The following is a 14149-nucleotide window of genomic DNA, read 5'->3' on the forward strand; positions in this document are numbered from 1 at the left end:
TCGGAGTTCCAGACGTCAGAGGCGGTCGGCGTCGAGGACTGCCTGGGCGAACGCTTCCGGCGCCTCTTGCGGGAGGTTGTGCCCTATGTGCTTGAGGGTGCGGTGGGCGTACGGACCCTTGAATTTGGCGCGGTAGGCGGCCCCGTCACCCGCCGGGGTGAACGGGTCCAGCGCGCCGTCGACGGTGATCGTGGGCACATCGATGGCCGGGCCTGCGGCGAGCTTGGCCTCGATGCCGTCGAGTCGTGGGCTGCCCGCCGCCAGGCCCAGCCGCCAACGGTAGTTGTGGATCACGATGCTGACGTAGTCCGGATTGTTGAAGGCCGAAGCGGTGCGGTTGAAGGTGGCATCGTCGAAGTGCCAGGTGGGGGAGACGTTGCGCCAGATCAGTTCGGCGAAGTCGTGGCGGTACTCAGCCAGGCCCAACTCACCGCGCTCCGTGCTGAAGTAGTACTGGTACCACCACGCCCACTCGGCAGCCGGGGGCAACGGCTGCTTGTTCTTCTCCCGGTTAGTGATGAGGTAGCCAGACACCGACACCAGGGCTTTGCACCGCCGCGGCCACAGTGCCGCGATGATGTCCGCCGTCCGCGCGCCCCAGTCGAAGCCGCCGAGCAGCGCCTTCTCGATCCGCAGGGCGTCCATCAGAGCGATGATGTCCAGCGCGATCACCGCTTGCTGGCCGTTGCGGAACGTGCTCTCCGACAGGAACGTCGTGGCGCCGTAGCCGCGCAGGTAGGGGACGATGACGCGGTAGCCCTTGGCGGCCAGCAGCGGTGCGACGTCGACATAGCTGTGGATGTCGTACGGCCACCCGTGCAGCAGGATGACCACCGGGCCGTGGGCCGGGCCGGCCTCGGCGTACCCGATGGCCAACTCGCCGGCCTTGACCTGCTTCAACGACGTGAACGAGGTAAGCCCCTCCGCTCGGCCGGTCGTCGTCGCATCCCCTCCGCGAGGAGTGGGTGCCGAGGCCGATGCGGGTGAGGAGCCGAGCCGGCCTGCCGGCGACGCAGCAGCGGTCGCTACGGCTCCTGCTGCGACGGTTTTGCCGAAGGCCCGCCTGTTGATCATGAGAACCGTCCTGTGTGGGCATGTCGAGGGTGCCATCCGCTGGAGCGCGGTCATGGTCGGGTCCGTCTCTCAGCCGGGCCGGGCGCACGACCGGTTTCCTCGCGGGCAAAAGCGCAGACTCTCAGCCGAAACAGGTCAGGGGCCGGTGCCGCCCCCTTCGAGACGTGGCACTGACGGATCCGTCCCGTCGTGGGTGCGCTAGGGAACGAACGAGAGGTGCACCCGCGCCTCCCAACCTTCCGGTCGCCGAAGGTCACGGACGTCTGCGAAGCCATCGGTCACGTACGGGCCGATTTCGTCAGTGTGGAGCACGGTGGCGTCCGTCGCACGTCGCACCAGACCGAACCCATCCGTGAGCGCCGGCAGCAGTTCTCGACACCCAGGTGGAGATGATTGAGAAGGTCGTCGCCGAAGCCCGGGAGCGCGGGGGAGGTCAGACACGACGGCCGTCAGCTCCTGGCCAGCCCCGCCCCCGGGTCATTCGGGTGTTCGCTCAGCGGCGTCGTCTCCATCGAGAGCCATGGTGCCAACGGCAGCGAATCCAGGACCGCCTGCATCTCGGCGGGGTCCCTGGCGCGCCACAGGCCCAGCGCATGCCCCTCGGCGGGCGTCTGCCACAGCCGCAACAGTTGGCCTTTCCCAGCCAGTTCCTTCGCGTGGACCGCCTCCGCCGCGGTGGCGTCCGCCGGTGCCTGGGGCGAGGCGCCCTCGCCGGCGGCCGGGGCGAAGGTGACCAGGAACTCTCTGGTGTCACGCGAGGCTCTGGTCGAGGCCGGTCCCGGGTCGTTCGGGTGATGGGCCAGGGGTGTGACCTCGTCATCTCGCCAGATACGGAGTGGCATGGAAGCGAGGACGTCTTCCAGGCGTGCGGCGTCCGGCGCGGCGAACAGCCCGAGGGTGCGCCACTCTCCAGGCCCCAGGGGCGGGCGCCACAACCGGAGCAGCTGCCCCTTCTCGGCGAGCCTGCGGGAGTTCCCGGCCTCACGTGCGCGGACGTCATCGACTTCCTCCTGAGTGGTTCCCTCAGGGACGTGGGTGGTCATGGTGACGAGGTATTCCATGGCGATGCTCCACTGAGCCGGTGCTGCGGTGCGGGTCGGACGGAGGCTGTTACGGATGGTGGCGCGGACTGGTGTCACCGGCCACCCAGCAAGCGCGCAGGCTGAGGTGTCCGGATCCCGGCCGGGGCGGATCTCACTGGTGGCCGGGCGCGGTCGGAGAGGAATGTCCACTGCGCGCCAACCGCGGCGTGGAACTCCTTGAGCTCCCGGATGTCGTTGGTCGCAAATGGTGACCACCTGGTGGCAGGTGGCGGCGAACTCCGCCTAATGCACGCCTAGTTGACGAAGATGCGGGCGCCGTTTCGGACAGAAGTGTCCTTTCCGCCATCGGCCGCTCCCGCCGTCCCAAGCCCGTCCCGGCTCGCGTCCAGCGCGCACATCCGACACCTGGGTCCACCGTGCCGCACCTGGTGGCCGATCGCATCTGATGAGTCGGCCAGCGCCTGCGTACGGCAGGGAACGGCAAGAGTTTCGACCTGCCCATCCGACCGCTGACCGCCGTGCACCCCGTCCCCGGGTACGCCTGACGTTGCTGTGAGGCAAGAGTGGCGCCGCTGTCGCGGAGCAGTATCGTGGAGTGGTCTCTTCGGCGTGCCGTCTCCGCCGACTCGGTTGCGAAGACCGGCACGCCTATGGCGGGTGCCCCACAGGTGCCTCGGCCCGGTTGAACACGGGCAGCCTCATGTCCACGCATGGCATGGCAGGGCTTCCACAACGATGCTGCTGCCGGTGCTCAACAACCTGACCAGGTGTGTCACCGGGCGCCCCCTCCCGTATGTCAGAGCGCGGGAGTCGCGGCTACGGACGGCGTGCACAACTGCCAGAAGGGCTGGCTGGGAGGGTCTCACCATGGACATGAAACTCGAAGTCGTAGTGATCCCGGTCTCCGACGTCGACTGCTCGAAGGACTTCTACATGTCGCTGGGTTGGCGGCTGGATGCCGACTTCGTCGCCGGTGACGGCTTCCGCGTGGTGCAACTGACACCGCCGGGTTCCCCTTGCTCGGTGATCTTCGGCAACGAGGTCAGCTCGGCTGCGCCGGGATCCGCCGAGGGACTCCATCTCGTGGTCTCGGACATTGAGGCTGCACGAGCGGAGCTGGCACGGAACGGCGTTGAGGTGAGCGAGGCCTTCCACGACTCCGGGGGAGTGTTCCACCACGCAGGCAGCAAGGAGCGGGTGCCCGGTCCGGATCCCGAGCGGCGCAGTTACGCGTCGTTCGCCTCGTTCACGGACCCGGACGGCAACGGCTGGGTGCTGCAGGAAATCACCGAGCGGCTTCCAGGCCGGTGATGCGGCCTCGCCCCTGGCCGGCAGCCGACGGGAGAGGCACCGGTATTCGTTGTATGCGCCTCGGCGGACGGGCCGGCCCGGGCCCTCGTACGTGCGGAATTTGAGCCCCGCATGCCCAGTAATGAGCACTGCTGCGGCCGGTGGAGGGTATGGAAGCGGCCGCAGCATCTGCCGGGAAGGAAGCTGAGACTACTCCCGGGCGCAGAAGGAGGCCGTGTGTCGCCCTCTGCGCCAGCCGCGACAGACTCGGACGAGGAGGCGATCATCCGATGGCGAAGCTGCTGTTTGTGATGACCGGAGCGGCGTACTGGACGCTCAAGGACGGCACCAGGCACGCAACCGGTTACTGGGCCGAGGAGTTCGCTGCCCCGTACAAGGCGCTCACCGATGCCGGCCACGAGGTCGTGGTCGCCACCCCCGACGGCGTCGTACCGACTGTGGACATGATGAGTCTGCGCCCCGAGATGGCAGGCAGCGCCCAGACCGCTCTCGATCTGGAGACGGTCATCCGGTCCGCGGAGGTGATGCGGCGGCCGATCTGCCTGGCGGACGCCCGTGTGGAGGACTACGACGCCGTCTACTTCCCGGGCGGGCACGGCCCCATGGAAGACCTGTGCGTCGATGCGGACGCCGGCCGGTTGCTGACCGCGGCTCTCGCCTTCGGTAAGCCCCTCGCCATCGTCTGCCACGCACCGGCCGCGATGCTGGCGACCAGGATCCATGGCGTATCGCCCTTTGCCGGCTACCGGGTCACCGCGTTCACCAACGAAGAGGAGAACGCGGTCGGGCTGGGTCCGAAGGCCCGTTGGCTGCTGGAGGACGAACTCATCGACCTGGGCGTCGACTTCATCAAGGGTGAGGCATGGCAGCCCTACACGGTGGTCGAGCGAACTCTCTTCACCGGGCAAAACCCCGCTTCGGCAGCCGTCTTGGCCGAACGGCTGCTCAAAGTCCTCTGATGCCGGGTGTGTCCCCTCGGGCCACTGATAGACCGCTCTCGCGTGATCGTTCCCACACGTACCGGCATAGACTCGATCTCGCGCGAACGCGTCAGCTTGTCGCTAGCAGGAAGAATCGATGTCGTGGCCAACGCACTGCAGGAATTGGTGAAGAGCCGGCTGGAGCAGCAGGGCTGGTCCTATGGTGATGTGGCCCGGCGCGGCGGTATCCCGCGATCCACCGTTCACCACCTGGCGACCGTCACGCACGTGGCCCGTATGCCGCAGCAAGCCACCCTGGAAGGCCTGGCCCGGGGACTGGAACTGCCCCTGGACTCGGTGCGCAGGGCCGCAGCCGAAGCCTGCGGTATCCACCTCTACTTCGAGGATCCTGCCGACACCGCGTCCGACCCGGAGGTCGCGACCCTCATCGCCAGTGTCCAGCGCCTGTCCGATGCCGATCGCCGCCACGTCACCGCGCTCGTCGAGTCTCTCCTGCGCAGCGCCCCTGACCGCGACGCCCCGACAGACTCCGACTCCGACTCCGACGCTGGCTCTGGTGACTGAGGGGCGGCGTCGGGCCGTTCACCGCCCGGCTCCGAGGATCCGCAGCCATCTGATCACCGTGGCCACGGTCTGGTAGTCGAGCTCGGCGATCCGGGTGAGGGCGTGGAGGTCGGTCATCAGTACCGTGACACAGGCCGCGTCCAGGGCACAGTGCAGCATCACCTGGTGCGCCTGGGTGGCCGGCAGGTCCCCTTCCATGCGCATCTGGGGGCGCAGCAGGGAGGAGATGGGCAGCGGGGGCGTGGGGTGTTCCAGGGACATGTTCCGGTTCCTTTCAGGAAGGGGTGCCGTCGCCGGCGCGCCCCTGGATACCGGCCCGGCGTATGAGGAGTTCCACCGTGCCGTGGCTGACGGAGATCCCGTACGTCTGGGTGAGTTCGCGGTGGATGCGCCGGTATCCGTGGGTGGCGCCGGAGGCTGCGTAAATGGTGGTGATGAGTTCGGTGAGCCAGGTGTGACGGATCGACCGGGCGGAGGGACGGCGGGCGCGCCAGGTGAAGTAGCCGGACTCGGTCACTTTGAGTGCCCGGGTGGCGGTGCGCACGGGCAGCCCCTCGCCGGCCATCACGTGAACTGCCTCGAATCGCCTTTTGGGGACACCACATCGCACAGCAACTCGGTCGCTCGCCGCAGGGCGGCGAGCTCGGACTCCAGGTCGGCGATACGCCGGCGTGCGGCCCTGAGGTCCATGCCCGTGGTGGGCTTGGGCCCTCCTCTGCTGAGGTGCGGCAGGTACCGGCGCCGCCACTGGTAGACCGTCTGGTCGCTGAGGCCGAGAGCGACGGCGACCTTCTTCACGGGCTCGCCGTCGGCGAGCAGGTCAAGGGCCTTGCGGCGCAGTTCGGGCGGGTATCGCATGGGTTGCATGGGTGTCGTCCGTGGGGAGGTCGGCCCCCGGGTCCGGGAGAGCAGGCCCGGGCCCGGGGGGCGGTGGGGCTCCGTGGGTACGGAGCGCAGGGGTTAGTCGATGTGGCGCCGCAGGGTGACGGTGGGCCGCAGACCCAGCGAGTTGACGGCCTCGCCGCGCGGCGCGGCCGCCACCGCCTGCTGGAGAAGGCTCACGACCTCGGCGGCCAGGGCGTCGGAGCGCCTCTTGACGACGTCGATCGGCTCGCGACTGCGTTCCAGCGCGGCCAGCCGCCCTTCGTACCCGGCGAGTTTGTTCCTGGTCGACGAGCTCAGAGTGAACCGGTACGGGGTCGAGACGATGAACTGGTAGGCGCCGGCGAAGGTCTCGCAGCCCTCGCAGTGGTCGTTGATCGCCTTGCTGGTGTTGGAGGCGTTGAGGCGCGCGGCCCCGTTCGTGGTGACGACCTGGAAGGACAGCGCGACGGACCGGCAGGGTGCGTCGATGGAGCAGCCGACGGAGCGGGCGATCGCCCGGTTGCGTACGCCGGCGCCCACAACTGTGCCGAGCTGGTGGATCGTGAACTCCTCGTCGTGGTCGACGCGGTGCCTGGGGTTGGCCAGGGACCGTGCCTCGTCCACGGCGATGCCGACGCCGCTGGTGAGGCGGGATCCGCTCGCCGCACCCGCGGGGGTCACGGTGGCGAGGCCGGTCAGGCAGACGGTGGTCAGCATGCCCAGGCGCATGGCCGTCCGGCCGGCTGTGCTGGTGCGTGGCTTGCGGTGGCTCACTGAAGTTCTCCTTGTGCGGGTGTATGGGCGGCACTGGGGTCGGGGAGGGGCGCGGGGGTTCACCGGGGTTCGCGGGTGTTGACCGGGGTGGACTGGGGCTCCGGGGTCACCAGTTGAAGGGGCCGGGGAAGCTCTCGCTGGGCAGCGGCGGGGAGGGAGTTGTGGAGGGCGGGGCCGACGGCGAGGTGCTCGGCGTGCCGGCCGAAGGGCTGGGACTGGGCGGCGTCGGACTCTGCCTGCGGGTCGGAGGCGGGCTCGAAGTCGTCTTCTTGGGTGTCGGGGAGGCCGTTTCGGTCTCGTCCTCGGCGGAGGGGGAACCGCTCGCCGTGTCAGCCTCGTCGGACGGACTGGCATCGGGCGACGGCGAGAGCAGGCTCGTCTCCGGCGACGGGCTGGTGAGGACGGGTGAGTCCGGCTGGGCGTCGTCCTGCGGCGCCTCGTCCGAGGGCGACGGCGTTGCCGCCGCGCGGAGCGTGGGCACACCGGGCTGGAGAATGGGCACGATGGGCGGCCGCGGCGGCAGCGGCTTGGGCGTCATACCGCCCATCCATGCCGCGCCGAGCCCGGTGGCCGCGGCCAGTACGCCGGCGCAGATGGCCAGGCGCAGCCGGAGATTGCCCTCGGTGGCGCGGCGGGTCGCCCGCAGGAGCCGCCCGGCCAGGCGCACGGTGAGGTACGCCGCGCCGGCCAGGGGGCACAGGATCATGAACCCTCCGACGACGCCGACGAGTCCGGCCGCGATCTGTCCGTCGGCGAAGGCGAACCAGGTTCCGGTCGCCTGCTCGGTCAGCGAGCGCAGTCCGGTTTCGAGCAGGCGCGGGAGGTTCCACAGGACGTAGCCGAGCTCGGCGAGGATCAGCGGCACCATGGTCAGCACCCAGCTGGTCACGATGACGCGTGCGGAACGCTTGAGGCCGGCCACCTCAGGGGGGACCGGCCGGCCCGGCAGCATGCTCAGGAGGATGGGTTTGATCTTGCCGTAGAGGTCGGGGATTCCTGCGAGGTCACCGAGGATGTAGTAGCCGTCCAGCCGGACTGCCGGCATCAGCTGTTCGAGGATCTCGAAGTGCACCAGGTAGACCGCGCCGAGGAAGAAGGGCTGGCCGGTGAGGAGGTAGGCGCCGGCCAGCCCTAGCAGGAAGACGACGTTGAAATAGACCCCGCCCAGGTCGGTGCGGATCCGGCCGGCCCGGTTGATGCGGTAGACGTCGGTGACGTCGGTGTACATGGAGGGCCAGATCAGGAAGAGGCCGAACCCGATGCTTCCGGGTCGCGCGCCCCCGTACCGGCAGGCCGAGGCGTGACCGAACTCGTGGAACAGGAGCGAGGCGACGATCAGCGTGAAGACGGCCAGCATCAGGACGGGCTGCTCCAGTACCTGGAGCACCGGCTGCATGGCGCCGTGGAAGCCGAACAGCCAGACGTCCAGCACGGTGACCGCTGCCAGTACCAGGGCCACCACCGAGGGCCGGTGCAGCCAGGCCAGTGCTTTGGCGATACGGGCGACCTGCCACTCGCGGAAGATCACCCGGTGGCCCTTGAGGACCAGGAGGAGGTCGGAGCGCGGACCGGCGGTGACCTTCTCGTCCGCCTGCCCGAACGGGACAGTGAGGCCGAGTGGTTGGAGCTTGTGCTCCACGAGGTAGTGGATGTTGTCCGCGCTGAGCTCGCGGCCGAAGCGGCCGCTGACCCGGTGGGAGATGCCCTCGGTGTCGCGTACGCCGTCGATGGCTTCGACCACGAGATAGAGCAGCCGGGAGAGCTGGACCACCTGTCCGTCCTCCCGGCGGACCAGATACTTGCGTTCTGTGAAACCGGATCCCTGGTACTCGCCCAGGCGTTGGAGCCCTGCGCCGAGTCGCGGTACGGGGAAGCGCGATTCCACGTACGCGTTGTCGGGAAACGTTTTGTCTGCGTCCCGGACCACCGTTCCCATGGGAGCGGGGTCATGGGCCCCCTGACCGTCGGCCATCGTCCTGCCCTCCCTCCCCCGGGTGCGGACCGCGTCGCCACGAACACGGTCCGCACGCGTCGGGTGCCGCTACTGGCTGATGTTGATGGTCTGGTTGGCCTCGGAGGCGGCGATGGCCTCGGGGGAGTTGAAGTTCGTCGCCAGCGAGTTGTTGTGGGCGTCGACGTAGGCGACGTGCCGCGTCACGTTGGTCGTCTTGACGAAGCTGAACTTCAGCCGGCCCAGGGCCTCACGGCCGGGCAGCAGTTCCGCGGACTCTTCGTTGAGCTGTTCGTTGTTCATGGTGAAACCTCTTTCGGGATAAAGGGTGGGTTACTGGTGGACGTTGATGGTCTGGGTGCCCGCGGACTGGGCGATGGCCTCGGGGGAGCAGGCGTTCAGCGCGTACGAGTTGTTCTGGGCCTGGACGTAGGCGACGTGCCGCGTCACGTTCGTCGTCTTGACGAAGTTGAACTTCAGCCGGCCCAGGGCCTCACGGCCGGGCAGCAGCTCTGCGGATTCGGCGTCCAGCTCACGCATGCCGAGCATGGTGGTTCCTTTACTGAATGGGCATGGAGGGTCACATACGGTCTCGGACGTCCATCCATGCCGGACGATCTGTCTGACGAGATTGGACAGTAGACCGTTCAAGAACCTCGGACAACCACTTCACGCACATCGCCCCCCACCGGACACATCGCCCACTGAGGGAAACAGCAGGCGAGAGGGCAAATGACCGGATACGAACCCCGTCTGACACGCGTCGCGCGCTCACCCGAATGGCTCAACTCTGGGTCATTCGCCCCATGTTGCCCCGCTGCACCATGGCTATCCTCACGACCCTCAAGACGGGTGAACCGCCCGAAACCTCCGCGAGAGGGGTGCACGTGCTTGTCGTCCAAGGAGTGTCCGCGACCGCCGTCGTACGGGGCAGGACGGGGGAACCGGTGGTCCTGCTCTCCGGCGAACTCCCTGAGGCCCTCACCCCCGCAGCCCTCGACGGGCTGCTGAACCTGGCCGCCGCAGTGCTGGACGCGGAGGAGCTGCGGCTGTTCCGCAGCTGCCTGTCCGCACTCCACTGCGGCGAGAAACTCGACGAACGCCGCATCGAGGTGAGCGGAGCCGTCCTCACCGTCTACCGAAGCTGACCGCGCCGAACCGACTGCGCACAACACGGGGCGAATACCCTGCGGCAGATTCCCGTTTCCGCAAGGCAGAACTCCCCTCCTGTAAAAACGGCGGAGAATTCTTCAACGCATTACCCGGGGCGATCCAAAATTATTTTTGATATCCCATCGTGGCGCGCAACACGGCTACGACACACGGGAGTTGCTTCACCCTGACGAGTGCTTCCAATCACCGCGCAAGCGAGGCCGGAGACACTCGATAAGCAAAGCTCAGAGCAGGTTTGAGGCGCATCGGAACCCTACGTCGATTGTGCTCCGGTAAGTCGCCCATAGCCGGTTGGATGAATGAATGCGGGCCGTCGCCGAGTAATGTCTGGCACGCCATCCGGCAATTCATCGAAACAAGGAGAAACACGGTGAGAAAACTGGCTCGCGCCACTGCGACGGCCGCCCTGACCATCGCAGCGGTCGCCATCCCCCTGACGGGCTCGGCCATGGCCTCCACCGCAACGGCCGCCCCGGCCCAGGCCCACCGGCTCCTGCACAACTCAGCCCACCACAACAACGGCTGGTGCGGGGACTACCGGTACAACCGCCACCACCGCGGGCACTACTGGAACCGTTGGGACGACAACTGCGGCTACCGCAACGACTGGAGGCGCTACCACCACATCAACTACCGTGCCTACAGCGACTACAACGACTACAGGAACTGTGACCGCGACTTCTAAGCCGGTCTGATCGGGCAGAACCCGATAATGGGGCGCACCCAACGCGGGGCTCCCGGGAGCAACTCCCGGGAGCCCCGCGGCCGTTCCGGAATCAACTCCGATAGACGGTCAGGACGGCGCCCCCCACCTCGATACGCCGCTCGTCGAGTTTCTCGCCGCAGTGCAGCGCGGACAGACAGCTCCGGAACAGCCGCAGCTCCTCCGCGTCCAGCACTGCCGCGGCCAGATTCAGCAGCCCGTCGAGGGCTGCGGGGGTGAGGGCCTCAGGGAGCTCACCGGACAGCAGGACCACCGGTTCCCCCGTCCTGCCCCGCACGACGGCGGTCGCGGACCCACCACGGACGACAAGCACGTAGACCCCCCTCTCTCTCCCCGGAGGATTCGGGCGGTTCAACGCGGCCCGTGCGACGAGAGGATAGCCGCAATGGAACGATTTTTACGGCGATCTGACGCTTCGCCATGCAATGGACGCCTGTGCAGGGAAGTTCCTAGCGAGGGCCGCCGGAAGTACTGCGCAGGAGGGACTCGACGAGCGCGGTGACGTGGCGGCGATCGGCATCGGACAGGCGCTGGACACTGGCGATGAGGGTCGCGACCTCCGGGTCGGACGCGGTGTCGGCAGGATCCTCGAAGTAGAGGTGGATACCGCAGGCTTCGGCTGCGGCCCTGCGCACCGAGTCCAGGGGCAGTTCCAGTCCCCGGGCCAGGCCTTCGAGGGTGGCTTGCTGCGGCATACGGGCCACGTGCGTGACGGTCGCCAGGTGGTGAACGGTGGATCGCGGGATACCGCCGCGCCGGGCCACGTCACCGTAGGACCAGCCCTGCTGCTCCAGCCGGCTCTTCACCAATTCCTGCAGTGCGTTGGCCACGACATCGATTCTTCCTGCTAGCAAGGCGGTTGAGCAAACACTCTTGAACGGCTTGCCATCAGGTGCTACAGGGACAGGTGTCCAATGTCATTGGACACTCCGTCCGGCGGCACCACGACCACTGGGTTCAACGCTTCCCGGCCTGACCCGTCACGCCGGCCCCCTCGTTTCGCTGCCGGCCGCATCACGTCCGACGCCCCGAAGCAGCCCCTCCCCGCCCATCCCCGCTCCGCCAGACGCTTCAATATCGCCCTCAGCTCGTCGATCTTCGCCGGGACCAGCCCGAGTCCCAGCACAAGGACAAACGTCGTCGCCGAGAGGGGACGAAGTCGCCGTGCACAACTCGGAGCAACAGATCAGGGGTTGAGCCCCGCGAACCGTCACGGGATCCCCTTCCACCGTCATGCCGGTCGGCCGGCACGCTCACGTAGACGGTCGATGCCGTGCTGCACTTCGCACCGCCATTCCGCATGAGCGGCAGCATGCCTCGACCTGCGCAGCTCGCGCGCCCCCCCCGAGAGCAGTTCGCAGACCTCCCACTGAGTGACGTCTGCGCCTCCTCCATGCCGATCTGACGCGAAGCCGCAGCGCCACACCGATGCGCCCGAAGTCCACGGGATTCCGCGGCCCCTCTGATCCGCAGCTCGCCGCGACTCCTCTGATGCCGTGACCGGATCGCCTCACCGCACTGCCGATTAGCTTGACGGAAAAGGGAGTTGAGCAGTGGACGCCCGTGCGAAAATACCGGGCGTGATCGGCTATGTGGTGACTTTCCTGCTCGGCCTGGGGGTGGGCGGGCTCTACCCGATGCTGCGCCGCCGCCGAGCCGTCGCAGCGGAACGGTCCGCGGTGGAACTGTCTGCGGCAAGACCGACGGCGGCGGAACCGCCTGAGGTGGAACTGGCCGCAGCGATACAGGAGTCGGTGACCGCCTTCGGGGAGGAGGTGGCGGCCCTGGAGCTCGATGTCAACGGCCCCGACACCACCCCAGCTGTCCTGAAGGAGTACCGGGCGGCGTTGGCGGCGTACGACTGGGCCAGTGCGGCGCGTACGGACCCCGAGGCGCTGACCGCCCTGCACGACGGCCGCGCCGCCATGATCCGTCTCGACGCCCGGCTCAATGGGCGACCTGTCCCGATCGATGCCCTCCCGCCGGCCGCCGGGCCCAGCCGACCGCGGCCATTCGGCGGCAGCGATGAACGCCACGTGTCTACTGGATTCGGCGACGGCAAGACGGAAGTGCTCATCGATCGCCCCGAGCCCGGTCGCGCCGCCCTGGTGGAGGTCGATGTCACCGGCGAGGGCAACTTCCGGCTCCAGCCCGTGACGCGCACCGAAGATCGGACGAACATCCACGATGAAGAGATCATCGTCATTGGTGAATACCGCGGCCGCTTCTACCTGCCCGCGGAAGCCACCCACCTGCGTGTGACCACCAACAACAGCGACGAAGGCCACCGTTGGTCGACCCGCATCGTCCCGCTCTCGGCCGCGACCGAGTTCGCACCCGAACACCGCGGCCACGGTGACGAGGTGCTCCACTACAACGGCGGCCCGGCATTGCTCACCGTCCAGTTCCAGACCGACCACTATTGGCGGGTCCGCTACATGTGCCAGTGCCTGCGGTCCTGGCCCGACTGCGATTGCCGCCCACCCTCATGGCCCAAGGACACCCCCGGTGACGATCTGGACGATCGCGTGTCCGGCGGGGGCGACGGACGCGAGGCGCTGCGTCTGCCTCGACCTGGCTTCCTGATCGTCCAAGAGGACGAGGGCAGCGGCTCCTGGTACTTCACGACCCGGCCTGTCGACGCGCTCCCTCAGTGATCGCCCGTGCTGCTCAGCGCGCAGAACAGCACGCCCGCAGCTGCCGCAGGCACAATCGGCACGATGACCACCATGCTGTCGTGCAGCGATGCGGGCACGCGGACCCACACTGAACTGGAAGAACACCCTGATACGGCCGAGCGGTAACTGCTTCGCCTGTTGCCGCAGAGCCATCTTGACCTGCGCGCGGTGCGGGAGGAGGAACAGGTTCGTTCCCGCGGCGACCCGGTCGTGGTGGGGCCGGAAGGCCGGGTGCGGCCCTGGTGACAAAGAACGGCGCGCGGCCCCAGCAGACGACCTCAACCCCGGGTCGTTTCGCTAACCATGCAGCCAGGCTGGACGCCTCACTATCAGGCAGCAGATCCATCCCATCGACAGGCGGGGGGTCTCGACATCGACCAGCACCGTGCCGTAGACCCGTCCTCTGCGAGTGGCCTACGCGGGTCCCGCCCGCTGCTCATCCGTCAGGGGCGTAGACCTGCTTGCCGCAGGCCGATCGCCGCCAGGTCGGCGATGACCTGTTCGTCGCCGCGCCGCCAGGCCTCTGCGAGGCCGCCGGGTGGCGTGGGCAGTGCTGCGAGTTCGCGCTGTGAGCCGACGAGGACGCGCAGCGCCATGAGGTCGGCGCCGCCCGGTTTCGCGGCGAGGCGACTGGTGGCGGCGCTTCGGCGGATCCAGCGCAGGCGCGGAGGCAGCCACAGCAGCAGCACGAACACGACCGGGATGACGATCAGGGCGACCGTGGCCAGCGTCGCCACATGGCCCACCGTGTCCTGAAGCGAACGGCCTGCGTCGGCCAGCCCGGTGCCTGCCTCGGCGGCGGACCTGAGCGGCTTCTTCAACTGACCACCGACGAGCGGCACCTTCGAGGCGGCGTCGCCCGCGTCGACGAGTCCGTCAGCGAGGCTATTGCCGGCGCTCTCCGCCTTGCGGCCCGGATCGGCCAGTCGACTGATCGTGTCGTGCACGGCCAAGGCCAGCTTCACCGCAACACAGATCAGGGCCACCGCGATGAGGTCTGCGAGGACCTGGCGGCTCCGACGTGCCGTGGTCTGGGCATACAGGCGCATGGG

Annotated in this window: 18 protein-coding genes; 6 read left to right on the forward strand and 12 right to left on the reverse strand. The window is 68.1% G+C overall.

Features of this window, described 5'->3' with window-relative positions; translation table 11 throughout:
- Positions 1-15 precede the first annotated feature (15 nt).
- Together ACZ67T_RS41035 and ACZ67T_RS41040 are read right to left on the reverse strand one after the other, a co-directional pair.
- Positions 16-1074, reverse strand: a complete 1059-nt coding sequence (locus tag ACZ67T_RS41035) for an alpha/beta fold hydrolase (RefSeq protein WP_469991475.1) — start codon at positions 1072-1074, stop codon at positions 16-18.
- A 449-nt stretch (positions 1075-1523) separates the two neighbouring features.
- Positions 1524-2135 carry a muconolactone Delta-isomerase family protein gene (locus ACZ67T_RS41040; RefSeq protein ID WP_469991477.1) on the reverse strand — a complete coding sequence of 204 codons (612 nt, stop codon included), beginning with the start codon at positions 2133-2135 and terminating at the stop codon, positions 1524-1526.
- Positions 2136-2984: 849 nt separating this feature from the next.
- Here ACZ67T_RS41040 and ACZ67T_RS41045 point away from each other — a divergent pair.
- The 3 genes from ACZ67T_RS41045 to ACZ67T_RS41055 all read left to right on the forward strand — a co-directional run bounded on the left by ACZ67T_RS41045 (position 2985) and on the right by ACZ67T_RS41055 (position 4933).
- The gene (locus ACZ67T_RS41045) at positions 2985-3428 is read left to right on the forward strand and encodes a VOC family protein (RefSeq protein WP_469991479.1); all 444 of its coding nucleotides are present in this window, start codon (positions 2985-2987) and stop codon (positions 3426-3428) included.
- Between the two features lie 269 nt (positions 3429-3697).
- Positions 3698-4387 (forward strand): type 1 glutamine amidotransferase domain-containing protein, encoded by a 690-nt coding sequence (locus ACZ67T_RS41050; RefSeq protein WP_469991481.1) that lies wholly within the window; start codon positions 3698-3700, stop codon positions 4385-4387.
- Positions 4388-4510: 123 nt separating this feature from the next.
- Positions 4511-4933, forward strand: coding sequence for a helix-turn-helix domain-containing protein (locus ACZ67T_RS41055; RefSeq protein WP_469991483.1), 423 nt, complete (start codon positions 4511-4513; stop codon positions 4931-4933).
- Positions 4934-4951: 18 nt separating this feature from the next.
- Here ACZ67T_RS41055 and ACZ67T_RS41060 read toward each other — a convergent pair whose 3' ends face one another.
- The 7 genes from ACZ67T_RS41060 to ACZ67T_RS41090 all read right to left on the reverse strand — a co-directional run bounded on the left by ACZ67T_RS41060 (position 4952) and on the right by ACZ67T_RS41090 (position 9062).
- Positions 4952-5194: a hypothetical protein gene (locus tag ACZ67T_RS41060; RefSeq protein WP_469991485.1), complete on the reverse strand. Its 243-nt coding sequence runs from the start codon at positions 5192-5194 to the stop codon at positions 4952-4954.
- A gap of 13 nt (positions 5195-5207) precedes the next feature.
- Positions 5208-5477, reverse strand: a complete 270-nt coding sequence (locus tag ACZ67T_RS41065) for an IS3 family transposase (protein WP_469991487.1) — start codon at positions 5475-5477, stop codon at positions 5208-5210.
- Positions 5478-5497: 20 nt separating this feature from the next.
- A complete protein-coding gene (locus ACZ67T_RS41070; RefSeq protein WP_469991489.1) occupies positions 5498-5800 on the reverse strand; it encodes a helix-turn-helix domain-containing protein in 303 nt (100 codons plus the stop codon).
- 93 nt (positions 5801-5893) lie between these two features.
- Positions 5894-6571, reverse strand: coding sequence for a hypothetical protein (locus tag ACZ67T_RS41075; protein ID WP_469991491.1), 678 nt, complete (start codon positions 6569-6571; stop codon positions 5894-5896).
- 106 nt (positions 6572-6677) lie between these two features.
- Positions 6678-8543, reverse strand: a complete 1866-nt coding sequence (locus ACZ67T_RS41080; protein ID WP_469991493.1) for a hypothetical protein — start codon at positions 8541-8543, stop codon at positions 6678-6680.
- 69 nt (positions 8544-8612) lie between these two features.
- Entirely contained in the window at positions 8613-8825 is a 213-nt protein-coding gene (locus ACZ67T_RS41085) for a hypothetical protein (protein WP_469991495.1), read from the reverse strand.
- 30 nt (positions 8826-8855) lie between these two features.
- The gene (locus ACZ67T_RS41090; protein ID WP_469991497.1) at positions 8856-9062 is read right to left on the reverse strand and encodes a hypothetical protein; all 207 of its coding nucleotides are present in this window, start codon (positions 9060-9062) and stop codon (positions 8856-8858) included.
- Positions 9063-9346: 284 nt separating this feature from the next.
- Between ACZ67T_RS41090 and ACZ67T_RS41095 the strand changes: the two genes are divergently transcribed.
- A complete protein-coding gene (locus tag ACZ67T_RS41095) occupies positions 9347-9670 on the forward strand; it encodes a hypothetical protein (RefSeq protein WP_469991499.1) in 324 nt (107 codons plus the stop codon).
- Positions 9671-10065: 395 nt separating this feature from the next.
- Positions 10066-10380: a hypothetical protein gene (locus ACZ67T_RS41100; protein WP_469991501.1), complete on the forward strand. Its 315-nt coding sequence runs from the start codon at positions 10066-10068 to the stop codon at positions 10378-10380.
- Positions 10381-10471: 91 nt separating this feature from the next.
- On the opposite strand, the gene ACZ67T_RS41105 is transcribed toward ACZ67T_RS41100, so the two are convergent.
- Together ACZ67T_RS41105 and ACZ67T_RS41110 are read right to left on the reverse strand one after the other, a co-directional pair.
- Entirely contained in the window at positions 10472-10732 is a 261-nt protein-coding gene (locus ACZ67T_RS41105) for a hypothetical protein (RefSeq protein ID WP_469991503.1), read from the reverse strand.
- A gap of 136 nt (positions 10733-10868) precedes the next feature.
- Complete coding sequence (locus tag ACZ67T_RS41110) at positions 10869-11249, reverse strand: helix-turn-helix domain-containing protein (RefSeq protein WP_469991505.1); 381 nt, start codon at positions 11247-11249, stop codon at positions 10869-10871.
- 723 nt (positions 11250-11972) lie between these two features.
- Here ACZ67T_RS41110 and ACZ67T_RS41115 point away from each other — a divergent pair.
- Positions 11973-13076 carry a hypothetical protein gene (locus ACZ67T_RS41115; protein ID WP_469991507.1) on the forward strand — a complete coding sequence of 368 codons (1104 nt, stop codon included), beginning with the start codon at positions 11973-11975 and terminating at the stop codon, positions 13074-13076.
- A 464-nt stretch (positions 13077-13540) separates the two neighbouring features.
- Here the strand turns inward: ACZ67T_RS41115 and ACZ67T_RS41120 are convergent, their stop codons facing one another.
- Positions 13541-14146, reverse strand: a complete 606-nt coding sequence (locus ACZ67T_RS41120; protein WP_469991509.1) for a hypothetical protein — start codon at positions 14144-14146, stop codon at positions 13541-13543.
- Between the last annotated feature and the right edge of the window lie 3 nt (positions 14147-14149).

The organism is Streptomyces sp. NPDC107517 (assembly GCF_055582645.1).

Bases quoted from the DNA above. Each gene is read 5' to 3' on its own strand.
- ACZ67T_RS41035 (WP_469991475.1), bottom strand. From the start codon at position 1,074: ATGATCAACAGGCGGGCCTTCGGCAAAACCGTCGCAGCAGGAGCCGTA.
- ACZ67T_RS41040 (WP_469991477.1), bottom strand. From the start codon at position 2,135: ATGGAATACCTCGTCACCATGACCACCCACGTCCCTGAGGGAACCACT.
- ACZ67T_RS41045 (WP_469991479.1), top strand. From the start codon at position 2,985: ATGGACATGAAACTCGAAGTCGTAGTGATCCCGGTCTCCGACGTCGAC.
- ACZ67T_RS41050 (WP_469991481.1), top strand. From the start codon at position 3,698: ATGGCGAAGCTGCTGTTTGTGATGACCGGAGCGGCGTACTGGACGCTC.
- ACZ67T_RS41060 (WP_469991485.1), bottom strand. From the start codon at position 5,194: ATGTCCCTGGAACACCCCACGCCCCCGCTGCCCATCTCCTCCCTGCTG.
- ACZ67T_RS41070 (WP_469991489.1), bottom strand. From the start codon at position 5,800: ATGCAACCCATGCGATACCCGCCCGAACTGCGCCGCAAGGCCCTTGAC.
- ACZ67T_RS41080 (WP_469991493.1), bottom strand. From the start codon at position 8,543: ATGGCCGACGGTCAGGGGGCCCATGACCCCGCTCCCATGGGAACGGTG.
- ACZ67T_RS41085 (WP_469991495.1), bottom strand. From the start codon at position 8,825: ATGAACAACGAACAGCTCAACGAAGAGTCCGCGGAACTGCTGCCCGGC.
- ACZ67T_RS41090 (WP_469991497.1), bottom strand. From the start codon at position 9,062: ATGCGTGAGCTGGACGCCGAATCCGCAGAGCTGCTGCCCGGCCGTGAG.
- ACZ67T_RS41095 (WP_469991499.1), top strand. From the start codon at position 9,347: ATGGCTATCCTCACGACCCTCAAGACGGGTGAACCGCCCGAAACCTCC.
- ACZ67T_RS41120 (WP_469991509.1), bottom strand. From the start codon at position 14,146: ATGCGCCTGTATGCCCAGACCACGGCACGTCGGAGCCGCCAGGTCCTC.